Raw genomic sequence first — 10,815 nt, forward strand, 5'->3', positions numbered from 1 at the left:
GCTAGGAGCTTTGACGCGTGTAGTCGCGGGGAACCACGATCATGGGGACAGGGAGGGCGCGAAGGATCCGGTTGGCGGTGCTACCCAGGAACGTGGCACGGTGCTGGGCGAGACGGCTGGAGCCGATCAGCAGGATTTCGCCGTCTTCGAAGTCGAGCCGGTCAACGGCTTCTTCGATGGTGCGGCCTTGGGCTACCACGATCTCGGGTTCGGGGACAGCTGCGGAACCGGTCGTTTCGGACGAACTCCCGACGGCGGCAAGCCGGTCGGCGGCATGCACCCAGGCGGCGTCGGCCAGCCCGGGCGAGTTACCGCCGTCGAGGGCCAGCAGGGAGACGAGCCGCAGCGGGAGGCCACGATCACGCGCGGACTCGACTGCGACGTCGAGCAGTTCGTCCGCGCCGGGGCGCGTGCCGAAACCGCAGCTCAGGCGCGTGATCGGCGCCGTGCGCTCGTAACCGTGAGGTGCCAATGCGACAGGCACGGGCGATGAGTGGAGCAAGGAACCCGCCACAGAGCCGATGGTGAACCGTTTGAACAGGCCCCCGCTGGTGGCGCCGATGACCAAGGCCGCAGCGTCCATTTCTACGGCAGCTTCGATCAAGGCCTGTGCCTCGGAGTCGCCCCGGCGGATGTGGGCCCGGGCCGTCACGTCGGCTGGAACCAGCGCCAGGCCTTCGTCCAACCAACGTTGCGCTTGTTCGTTCAGGATGTCGTTGTAGCCGGTCTCCGGTGGATAGACGGCGTTGAACGGGGAGTCCTCAGGGATCACCAGGACAAGGTCCAGGCTGACATCGTGGTTCCGGGCCAGCGCGACGGCGAGGTGAACGGCGTCGTGCCCCCTCGCGTTGGCGGTGTAGCCCACTACGTAACGCATGGTGGTCCCTTTCTGGTGTTAAACAGTGGAGCCGGCAGGCCGGGAAACGCGCTCCCCCGGCCTGCCGGTGTTGGTACGGAAACGACTTAGGCTACGGGCACCGCAGCCAGTTTGTTGGCCTCAACAATGCGGGCGGCAGTTGCCTGGCCCATGCGGACCGCGCCGTCAACGTGCTGGTAGCCCTCGGCTGCGAGGTCGGACGAGGACCAGTAGATCGGTCCCACGTTGGCGTGCTGGTCCTTGCCGTAGCGGTGCAGGCCACCGAGGTCGTAGCTGGACGCGTAGGCGCCGCGGGTCCATTCTTCAGAACCCCAGTCGGACTCGTAGTAGACCTCAGGAGTGAGGGCTTTGTCGCCCAGGAAGCCGGCGATCGATTCGAGGATGGCCTTCTTGCGGTCTTCGGCACTGAGCTCGAACACGGCGTCGGCCTTTTCGTCGGAAACGAAGCCCACCAAGGTGCCGCGGGTGTCGCCGTGGTTGGTGTTGTCGTAGACCTCCTGGACCAGCGCGCCGGCGCTGAAGCCCGTGCCGGACAGTCCCTCTTCACGCCAGAAGGGTGTGTCGTAGACAGCGTGGACCTTGATGACCAGGCCCAGGGACTGGTGCTGGTGCATCTGGTGCTGGCGGCGCGGCAGCGGGGGCTCGAAGGAGACACGGGAGTACAGGTTCGGCGGCACAGCCATGATCACATAGCGCGCGTTCACGGTTGCCTGCTCAGAGACGACCGTGACGTTGTTGTCGTCCCACTTGATGGTGCGGACCGGGCTGTTAAGGACGACGTCGTCACCCAGCTCTGCTGCCTGCAGCAGTGAAACCTGCTGCATGCCGCCGATGACGCGCTTGTCCAGGATGAAGTCTTCATCCGTCAGGTGACTGAAGGAGCCGGCCGAGGCGGCCATGAGGACTGCCTGCAGTGCCGAGAAGGCGTGGGCGGGCTTGGTAAGCATGCCGCCGGCGATGAAGAGGCCGATGTTGTTGCAGGCTTCCTCGTCGTTGGAGTTTTGGCGGAGCCAGTGGTGGAAGGAGATGGTGTCCAGCTCGCGTGCCTTGGGGTGTGCCCAGGGCTCGGTGGGGCCGATCTCGGCGGCGAGGCCGTCCAGGATGGCAACAAGCTTGTCCATCTCGGCTTTGGTTTCATCGCTGACCGGGAAAGTGTCGCCGGTGTACTGGGTGCGCTTGCCGTCTGCGCCGATGTAGACGGACTCGCCTTCACGGTAGCGTGAGTACATTTTCAGGCCGAGCTCGTCCAGCAAGTCCATCAGGACTGTCTGGTCCGGGGAAACCCACTGGCCGCCGATTTCCAGCATGGCGCCATCGATGGTGTCGGTCCAGGTGCGGCCGCCTACACGGTCGCGCGCTTCGAGCACTGCGACGCTGAGTCCGGCCTTCTTCAGTTGGCGTGCGGCCGTCAACCCCGACGGTCCGGCGCCGACGATCACAACGTCGCGATCAAGATTCTGCATGTTGTCCTCTCCGTGGCCGTCCGTGGTGGCTGACCAGTAAATGAATGGCATTCATTTACGTCCATAGTAGCGCTGGAGGCGGTTGCTGTGAAGACCCGATGGAATAATGCTGGGGACACAGGCAGCAGAAAGGCTCCCGATGCCCGCACCCATCCCCGATTCATCCGCAGCCCCCGCCGACTCCGTGCGCCGGCGCGCCGGACGTCCGACGGCGGCCATCCTGGACCAGGAGGGGATTACGACGGCGGCACTCGAGTTGATCAGCAACAAGGGTTACAACGGGCTCACCATGGCGGCCTTGGCACGATCCCTTGGCGTCGCGCCCTCTGCCCTTTACAACCATGTGGCCTCCAAAGACGACGTACTGCTGCTGGTGGAAGACCACTTGGCAGCGATGGTTGACGTCTCCGCTTTCGGGGTGGAGCCGTGGGATGCAGCTGTGCGTCGCTGGGCGTGGTCCTACCGCGACGTTTTCTCGGAGCATACGCCGCTCATCCCCGTGATTGCAGTACTCCCGGTGGCCGACGCACCCAAAACCCTGGCCATGTACGAGGCCGTGACGGCAGGCTTCCGAGACGCCGGTTTCCCCGACGAGATGATCATCTCCGCGATCGTCGCCTTGGAAGCGTTCGTCTTCGGCGCCGCCTACGACGTCAACGCACCGGAGGACATATTCGACGCCGGCAGCCTCGCCGAGCAGGTCCCCAACCTCACCGCTGCGGTGGACCGGCTGGCTGCTGAACAGCACACGAGGCCTACCGACGTGGCCTTCAGCCTGGGGCTTGAGGCACTGATTACCGGGTTCGGGGCGCTGCGGGGGTAGCTTTCCCTTCGCTCCAAAGAGTTGCCCGTCAGAGGCCGAGGTAGCGGATTTCGGTTGTGTTGTCGGTGTAGGTCACTTCGACCGGCACGCCTTCCCCAGACGAATTCGGTAGCTCCTCACCCGGAAGCCAAAACGCGAACTGGCCTTTGGACACCGTGGCCGTAATCCCCTCTCCGGCCTTGCTGGTGTAAGTCATAGAAACAACGTCCGGGCCAACCTGGCCGGAAGCCATGGAGAGTGGATTGTCTGCGATGACGCCGGTCCCCAGTTGCGTGGTCTTGATTTCACGGGCAACGGGTTTGCGTCCATCACCGGGCTTACCCACTGAGCCGAAGGATCCCTTCTTGAACCACGGGGCTGTGGAGTCCGTGGTGCAGCTGGCTTCGAAACCGTCAGCGCCGCTAAGGACAACCGTGGTCCAGGCGCCGCGCCTTTCCACGATGGCAACTTCCGCCGCGGCCAAGTCATTGGCATACATTCCATCACCAACACCTTTACTCGAACGCACGCAATCCGAGACCGCATTCTCGCGCTCTGCCCCCACCAGCCCACCCGGAGCGGCGGTCCACGTTGCGAAGGCAGGGTCTCCACCTGAGAGTGCCGGCACAACCAAGAACCCGGCCGTCGCTGCAAAGGCAATGGCACCCAAAGCTATGGTTCGACGACGACGGCGGCTTGGGCGCGACGTCGTCGTCTTGTATTCAGCGACTCCGGGGTCGCTGCTCACAGAGGTGGGGCGGGAGCTGAGGATCTGTTCCAGATCGTTCTGCGAACGGCGCGGATCCGGAGCTGCTCCCTGCCCGGCAGCATCCATGGACCGCAGAAGTGTGTCGATGTTTCGGGTGTTTTTCATGGTGTCGTGGCCTTTTCGGGAAATGTCGCTGGCGCCGGCGACTCGTTCTGGGGGACGTGGTCAAGAAGAAGCCGTAGGGCCCGCCTTGCGCGGGTGAGGCGGAGCCGAAATGCGACAGGCGAGATACCTATTACATGCGCTGCCTGTGGTGCGGCCAGGTTCTCGAAAATCGCAAGCCCAAGGGCCTCTTGGTGGACTTCGGAAAGAAGCGCCCAGGCTCGGCCCAAATCGACACGGCTGCTGACCAGTTCAGCGTGGGAATCGCTGTGGGACATGGCTGTTGCCTCTGCCAAGCGGACACCCAAGGCCTGCCGTCGCTGCTCTCCGCGGCGAGTATTCAGGATGAGATTCCGTGTGATGCCAAAGAGCCAGGCCCGGGCGTCATCCTGTTGTTTCGGGGCTTCCGAAAACCGCCGCCAGATTATAAGGAATGCCTCAGCGACTATGTCCTCGGCGTCCGCTGAATCCGTGCGACGCTGCACAAACTTCAGCAGGTCGGCGTACGCGGATTCGTACAGCGCCCGAAAGGCCTCTTCCCGATCCGGGGCTCTCGAAAGGTAGCTCATACCCTGTACTTGTCCGCCACGTAGCTAAGTGTGTTGCAGCCACACGGAGAAATCCGGGAATTCGAAAGACACGCACATCAAACCCCGCCTCCTAGCGGACCAACGAAATGCCGAGCGTGGCCAGGACGCCGAAAGCTGTCCCCCAGATGAGGATGGAGATGATCTGCCACAGGATAACGGCGTTCCTGGAGGCCCCGAAGGAGATCATCGCAACGGAAGTAATCTGACTGGGCAGGATGGTTGGCCCGATCAGGCTGACACCGGCTACTCCGAACTTATCGAACGTGGCCCGCAGTTTTGCCCGCCGGGGCGTGATCTCCTTGGACGGCCTGCCCGCAGCCACTTTGGCCCGTACGCTGTGCGCGGCAAAGACGAAAATGAGCAGCGAGAGTACATTTCCCACAACCGCTGCCGCAATGGCCACCACTGGCGGCAATCCGGACAGCACGCCTACTACTGCGCCGAAGTACGAATCCACAAACGGGATGCCCGCTATCAACATCACCCCGAGCCATTGCAGCATAGGGGGCAGTGAGGACGTGAAACCTTGCAGGGACTCGATCATGATTGCTCATTTCAGGTAAATGACGTTGACAATCACATCCTTCAGGGATGCTGAGGGCCCGCGTAGTGCGCTGGTGTCACTGATTTATGTGCTGATTCGCCGGCAAACCCATGACAAATGTCATGGGCCTACACTGATCGTCATGCCCGTAGCCGCCAACCCTGATGTTTTACAGCCCACTGCCCTCCCTGGTCGCAGTGTGCGGACAACCTGGACATACACCCTCGGTTGCATGGTGTTCATCCTCCTGGTTCTCGATTTCATGCTGTTCGCACTTGCATTGGAGCCTGCCACACCGCCGTTGGAGTCCGTCACGGGAATACTCCTCATCAGCCTGGCTTGCGCGATGGCCGCCCAAATTCGTTACTGCTGGTTCCTGCGAGCAGGGCTCGGCGGAGGTCTTCCGCATGTTGCTTGGAACCTGGCACTGATAGGCACCTCGGCTGTGGTTTGGATACTGGGTCTTTCTGCAACCACCAATGCCTTGATGTGGAGCGTGCCGCTGTGGCTGGCTGCCTGCTTGATTGCTTGCTTGCTTCCTACCCGGCAGCGCCTGGCCACCCTGGCTGCCGGGCTGGCGCTCACAGCCCTGCATCCGGTCGCGTACCAGCTGCTGCATCACCGGAGCTATGCCTTCCCGGAAGACTCCGGCCTCCGCATGCTCTTCAGCTATGCGGCTTTGATGCCCGTGGTTTTGATCAGCAGCCTGTGGTGGTGGCGCATCGTGGTGGAACTGGACAGGCACCGGCTCATGGCCGGGGAACTGGCGGTGGCCCAGGAGCGTTTGCGCTTTGCCTCAGACCTGCACGATATACAGGGCCACCACCTTCAGGTCATCGCGCTCAAGTCCGAGCTTGCCGAACGGCTGCTCACCATGGATGCAGCGGCTGCCCGCGGCCACATCCATGAGGTACGGCTGACGGCAAAGCAGGCACTCGAGGAAACGCGTTCCTTGGTCTCGGGATACCGCGGAACGGTTCTCGAAAACGAACTCGAGAACGCCCGCGAGGTGCTTTCTGCCGCTGGAGCACATTGCGAACTCACGATTGACCCAATACCGGGGAACCCGGACGTTCACAAAGCACTGGCCATGGCGGTCCGGGAGGCCACCACCAACATACTCAGGCACAGTAACGCAACCAACGCTTCCATCACGCTGTCAGCGTCAGCTAACAGTTGCAGCCTCACCATCAAGAACAACGGTGTCACCAACGGGACGCCGGTCGTCCAAACGCTCGGAAACGGCCTTGCAGGACTGCGCGAACGGCTTTCAGCACTGGGTGGCCAACTCCAAACAACCATGGATGCCGAGCGATTCGAGCTGCTGGCATCCATCCCTTCCAAAGGAATTGCTCCGTGACCGATCCCGCAAGCCCCCGGCCCATCCGATTGTTGATCGCGGACGACGAACACCTGATCCGCGGGGCCATGGAAGCCCTGTTGGGCCTGGAACCGGACATCGAGGTAGTGGCCAGCGCTGATAATGGTGTGACTGCGGCCGAGTTGGCACTGGAAGTCCATCCGGATATCTGCCTGCTGGACCTGGAAATGCCCCGCATGGATGGCGCCGAAGCGGCAGCCCGCATCCTCTCCACTGTCAAGACGCGCGTCATCATCGTCACGCGCCATGCCCGCCCTGGAGTCCTCCGCAGGGCATTGGCATCGAAAGTTTCAGGATTTGTCCCGAAATCCACCCCCGCCGAAGACTTGGCCCACGTGATCCGTGACGTGGCGGGGGGCAAACGCTACATCGATCCTGAAATCGCCGCGACTGCCTTGGCCGCTGAACGCTGCCCCCTGACCGACCGCGAACTGGATGCACTGAGGTACAGCCGATCAACGTCCAGCGTGACGCAGGTTGCCGAGCAGTTGCGCCTTGCGCCGGGCACCGTCCGCAATTACCTGTCCTCGGCCATGATGAAGCTCGGGGCCGTATCGCGGCACGAAGCAGCTGAGAAAGCCTGGCAACAGGGCTGGATCTGAGGGCCCCGGCTCTTGTAGTACAAGTTTATTACTTGTATCCTAAGTGGCAGGCAAGGATGCCGCACCCATTAGGAGAACCATGAGCACCGTAGATCTCATCCGCCACGTCAAGCTATCCACGGCACGTTTGCCCCTCACCGTGCCCATCAGCGATGCCAAGGTCTTCACGGGCAGGCAAAAGCCCATGACCGAAGTAGTGTTCCTGTTCGCCGAGATCACCACGGAGCAGGGTCACAGCGGCATCGGCTTTAGCTACTCCAAGCGCGCAGGCGGGCCCGCCCAGTACGCCCACGCCAAGGAAGTCGCCGAAGGGATCATCGGCGAGGACCCCAACGACATCGGCAAGATCTACACCAAGCTTCTCTGGGCCGGGGCCTCGGTGGGCCGCTCGGGTGTGGCAACGCAGGCGCTGGCCGCCATCGACATCGCTCTCTATGACCTGAAAGCAAAGCGCGCCGGACTCCCCCTGGCCAAGCTGCTGGGCTCCTACCGCGACTCCGTCCAGACCTACAACACCTCCGGCGGCTTCCTCAACGCAACGCTGGACGAGGTCAAGGAACGCGCCACCCGGTCCATTGACGAGGGCATCGGCGGCATCAAGATCAAGGTTGGCCTGCCGGATTCCAAGGAAGACCTGCGCCGCGTGGCCGGAGTCCGCGAGCACATCGGCTGGGACGTCCCGCTGATGGTGGACGCCAACCAGCAGTGGGACCGCGCCACGGCCCTGCGCATGGGCCGTCAGCTGGAGGAATTCAACCTCATCTGGATCGAAGAACCGCTGGATGCCTACGATTTCGAGGGCCACGCGCACCTCGCCCAGGTCCTGGACACCCCCATCGCCACCGGCGAGATGCTCGCATCCGTTGCCGAACACAAGGGACTCATCAACGCCAACAGCTGCGACATCATCCAGCCCGACGCCCCGCGCGTGGGCGGCATAACCCAGTTCCTGCGCCTCGCCGCCCTGGCAGATGAACGCGGACTTGGCCTGGCCCCGCACTTCGCCATGGAGATCCACCTCCATTTGGCCGCCGCCTACCCGCGCGAGCCGTGGGTGGAGCACTTCGACTGGCTGGACCCCTTGTTCGAGGAGCGCCTGGAGACCAAGAACGGCCGGATGATCGTCCCGGACCGCCCCGGATTGGGCGTCACGCTCAGCGAACAGGCCCGTGCGTGGACCACCGAGTCAGTGGAGTTCGGCGCGTAATCTGGAACCCATGAGCCGAAACCTGACCGCGGATCTCGCCGCCGACCTCCGCAACCGCATCGTCGACGGCGTCATCCAGCCCGGTGAAAAGCTCCCCAGCGAAAACACCCTCATCAGCGAGTTCGGGGTGAGCCGGACCGTCGTCCGTTCCGCCCTGACACGTTTGCAGGCCGAAGGCCTTGTTGAAACCGAACGCGGGCGGGGCAGCTTCGCACTGACCCCGCCCGCTGAAGGACCCACTCCTGCCCCGGGAACGCGGGCGGTTGGCAGCATGGAAGAGCGGCTGCAGATGCTCGACTTCCGGATCGGCGTCGAAACTGAAGCCGCGGCGTTGGCGGCGAAAAACCACACCGAACACCAGCTTAAGGCTGTTCATGGCGCCTTGGAACAGTTCACCGCGAGCTCAGGCCACCCGGGGCACTCCATGAAGGCGGACTTCGAGTTCCACCGGGCCGTTGCAGCGGCCACGGGCAATCCCTTCTATACGGACTGCATCTCTGCCTTGGGCCAGACCATGATCACCATGCCCCGCCCCCGCCTCGTGGCCAGCGAAGACCAGGACTCCCCCGAACGCTTCGCCCAAGTGGTCCACGAACACTCCTCTATATACGCAGCAATTGCGGAGGGCGACCAAGTGGCTGCCGCGGCCGCGATGCGCCTGCACCTGAGCAACTCACGACGCCGGTTCACGGGTTCCGCGCGCAGCTGACGGTTTGTTCGGCGGCCTCGCCCAGCAGGGCAAACAAAAGAGCCCCGATCCTAAGACCGGGGCTCTTTCAATTGCGTGCGCGAGGGGGGATTTGAACCCCCACACCCTTTCGGATACTGGCACCTGAAGCCAGCGCGTCTGCCGTTCCGCCACTCGCGCGCAACTTCTTTTTACGGAGTTCTGCGGGTTTCCCAGCTTCGTTTCCTTCAAAAGCAGCGAGATCAAGCATAACGGACATTCCCGGCAAAACACCAATCGGGAGGACCGTACCCCCACCGGGACGCGTCCAAGCCCCCAAAAGATCCCTTATCAACAGCTGAATCCCACGGAAATTTCATGGCCCGACTCCCGCGCCAGCAAGGGCCGGGAGCGAACTTTTCCGGGTCGCAAGGCGTTGTGGATTAAGGCCATTCCCAGTCAGTCCCAGTAGTATCGGGAAGTGGAAGGGCCGTCAGGCGCGTACTTTGCTGTGTGCGTGGACGGACTATCGGATCAGGCACAGCGGGTGCCGCGGCAAGGAAAGGAGAAGGACATGGGTTTGCTGGACAAAGTCGAGCGCGGCATTGAAAAAGCCGTTCGCAACGTCTTCTCCACAGGGTCGCGGGCACGTGTTGAGCCGGTGGAGATTGCGAGCAAGCTGAGGCGCGAGTTGGACAACAAGTCCATCACCATCGCCGCCGGCCGCACGCTCGCTCCCAATGTTTTTGATGTCCTGCTCAGTGACGAGGATTTCGCCAGGGCCCAGGAATGGGGAACGCCCTTGGCAGAGGAATTGTGCGACGTCGTCATTCAGCACGTCCGCAGCCAGGGCTACACGCTCCAGGGCGCGGTCAGGATTTCGTTCCGACGCAATGACGAGGAACGCGCCGGGCACTTTGAAATCACCTCCCGGACTGAGAAGCCCTCGGACGACGCCGTTTCGGCTCCCCCGGCCCCGCGGGCCCACGTTCCGGCAGCCCCGGCACGGCAGCCCACCCGCCTTCAGCCTGTCCTGGACATCGGCGGCCAGCGGTACTCGCTCAATGCCCGGTCCGTGGTGCTGGGCCGCTCCTCGGAAGCCGACATCCTGGTGGATGACACCGGAGTCTCCCGAAAGCATCTTGAGATCCGCACACAGAACGGCAGCACGTGGGCCGTGGACCTTGGCTCCACCAATGGCAGCTACGTCAATGGCCACAAGGTAAACGGCAGCGTGGAACTTACAGACGGCTCAACCATCACGATGGGACGTACCAAGATCATTTTCCGCCTTCTCCCCCAAGCCCCGGGTGGCAACGCGTGAACGACATCAGCGAACTGACCATCACAGCGCTTCGCTTCGGGTTCCTCCTGCTGCTGTGGGTCTTGATCTTCAGCATCGTGTCCACCATGCGCCGCGACTTCCAGATCGGCCGCAAAGCTGTGACCGGAGTTCCTACGGCACGTGAGGTCCGCAAGCACCCGGAACTGGCCGCGTCCCCGCCGCCAGCCATTCAGCATGCCCGCAATCTGGTGGTAACGGAGGGCCCGCTCAAGGGCACTACTGTTCCCTTGGCTGCCAGCCCCATCCTGTTGGGCCGCGCGCAGGAAGCCACCTTGGTCCTGGAAGACGACTACGCTTCGGGCCGGCACGCGCGCCTGTTCCCACAGGGCAGCCGTTGGTTTATTGAGGACCTCGGTTCCACCAACGGCACCTACCTGGCCGATCAACAGCTCACCCGCGCTTTGCCGGTGGAGCTTGGCGTCCCCGTGAGAATCGGCAAGACGGTCATTGAATTGAGGCCGTAGTC

The 10,815-nt window shown here is 62.9% G+C and carries 12 protein-coding genes and 1 tRNA gene; 7 read left to right on the top strand and 6 right to left on the bottom strand.

The annotated features are described in order from the left end of the window. Position 1: 1 nt before the first annotated feature. Positions 2 to 877 carry a universal stress protein gene (locus M1D51_RS21845; RefSeq protein ID WP_458108024.1) on the bottom strand — a complete coding sequence of 292 codons (876 nt, stop codon included), beginning with the start codon at positions 875 to 877 and terminating at the stop codon, positions 2 to 4. Between the two features lie 86 nt (positions 878 to 963). Continuing rightward, positions 964 to 2,340 (bottom strand): flavin monoamine oxidase family protein, encoded by a 1,377-nt coding sequence (locus M1D51_RS21850; RefSeq protein WP_458109635.1) that lies wholly within the window; start codon positions 2,338 to 2,340, stop codon positions 964 to 966. 106 nt (positions 2,341 to 2,446) lie between these two features. Here M1D51_RS21850 and M1D51_RS21855 point away from each other — a divergent pair, with 106 nt between their 5' ends. Then, complete coding sequence (locus M1D51_RS21855) at positions 2,447 to 3,163, top strand: TetR/AcrR family transcriptional regulator (protein ID WP_458108025.1); 717 nt, start codon at positions 2,447 to 2,449, stop codon at positions 3,161 to 3,163. 28 nt (positions 3,164 to 3,191) lie between these two features. Here M1D51_RS21855 and M1D51_RS21860 read toward each other — a convergent pair whose 3' ends face one another. The 3 genes from M1D51_RS21860 to M1D51_RS21870 all read right to left on the bottom strand — a co-directional run bounded on the left by M1D51_RS21860 (position 3,192) and on the right by M1D51_RS21870 (position 5,147). Then, positions 3,192 to 4,016, bottom strand: a complete 825-nt coding sequence (locus M1D51_RS21860; protein ID WP_458108026.1) for a hypothetical protein — start codon at positions 4,014 to 4,016, stop codon at positions 3,192 to 3,194. Further along, complete coding sequence (locus M1D51_RS21865) at positions 4,013 to 4,582, bottom strand: RNA polymerase sigma factor (protein ID WP_172321996.1); 570 nt, start codon at positions 4,580 to 4,582, stop codon at positions 4,013 to 4,015. Before M1D51_RS21865 ends, M1D51_RS21860 begins: the two co-directional genes overlap by 4 nt. A gap of 91 nt (positions 4,583 to 4,673) precedes the next feature. Continuing rightward, complete coding sequence (locus tag M1D51_RS21870) at positions 4,674 to 5,147, bottom strand: hypothetical protein (protein WP_172321995.1); 474 nt, start codon at positions 5,145 to 5,147, stop codon at positions 4,674 to 4,676. A gap of 142 nt (positions 5,148 to 5,289) precedes the next feature. On the opposite strand from M1D51_RS21870, the gene M1D51_RS21875 reads away from it, so the two are divergent. From M1D51_RS21875 to M1D51_RS21890, 4 genes are all read left to right on the top strand, one after another. Beyond that, the gene (locus tag M1D51_RS21875; RefSeq protein ID WP_458108027.1) at positions 5,290 to 6,507 is read left to right on the top strand and encodes a sensor histidine kinase; all 1,218 of its coding nucleotides are present in this window, start codon (positions 5,290 to 5,292) and stop codon (positions 6,505 to 6,507) included. Positions 6,508 to 6,575: 68 nt separating this feature from the next. After that, positions 6,576 to 7,130, top strand: a complete 555-nt coding sequence (locus M1D51_RS21880; protein WP_458109636.1) for a response regulator transcription factor — start codon at positions 6,576 to 6,578, stop codon at positions 7,128 to 7,130. A gap of 79 nt (positions 7,131 to 7,209) precedes the next feature. Then, positions 7,210 to 8,337, top strand: a complete 1,128-nt coding sequence (locus M1D51_RS21885; protein WP_458108028.1) for an L-talarate/galactarate dehydratase — start codon at positions 7,210 to 7,212, stop codon at positions 8,335 to 8,337. 10 nt (positions 8,338 to 8,347) lie between these two features. Beyond that, positions 8,348 to 9,046, top strand: a complete 699-nt coding sequence (locus M1D51_RS21890; RefSeq protein WP_458108029.1) for a FadR/GntR family transcriptional regulator — start codon at positions 8,348 to 8,350, stop codon at positions 9,044 to 9,046. Between the two features lie 76 nt (positions 9,047 to 9,122). Here the strand turns inward: M1D51_RS21890 and M1D51_RS21895 are convergent. Further along, positions 9,123 to 9,205, bottom strand: a tRNA-Leu gene (locus M1D51_RS21895). Between the two features lie 373 nt (positions 9,206 to 9,578). Between M1D51_RS21895 and M1D51_RS21900 the strand changes: the two genes are divergently transcribed. Both M1D51_RS21900 and M1D51_RS21905 read left to right on the top strand, forming a co-directional pair. Continuing rightward, entirely contained in the window at positions 9,579 to 10,328 is a 750-nt protein-coding gene (locus M1D51_RS21900) for an FhaA domain-containing protein (protein ID WP_172321991.1), read from the top strand. 5 nt (positions 10,329 to 10,333) lie between these two features. Further along, positions 10,334 to 10,813 carry an FHA domain-containing protein FhaB/FipA gene (locus tag M1D51_RS21905; protein ID WP_172322000.1) on the top strand — a complete coding sequence of 160 codons (480 nt, stop codon included), beginning with the start codon at positions 10,334 to 10,336 and terminating at the stop codon, positions 10,811 to 10,813. Positions 10,814 to 10,815 lie beyond the last annotated feature (2 nt).

The organism is Arthrobacter sp. R3-55, assembly GCF_054161505.1.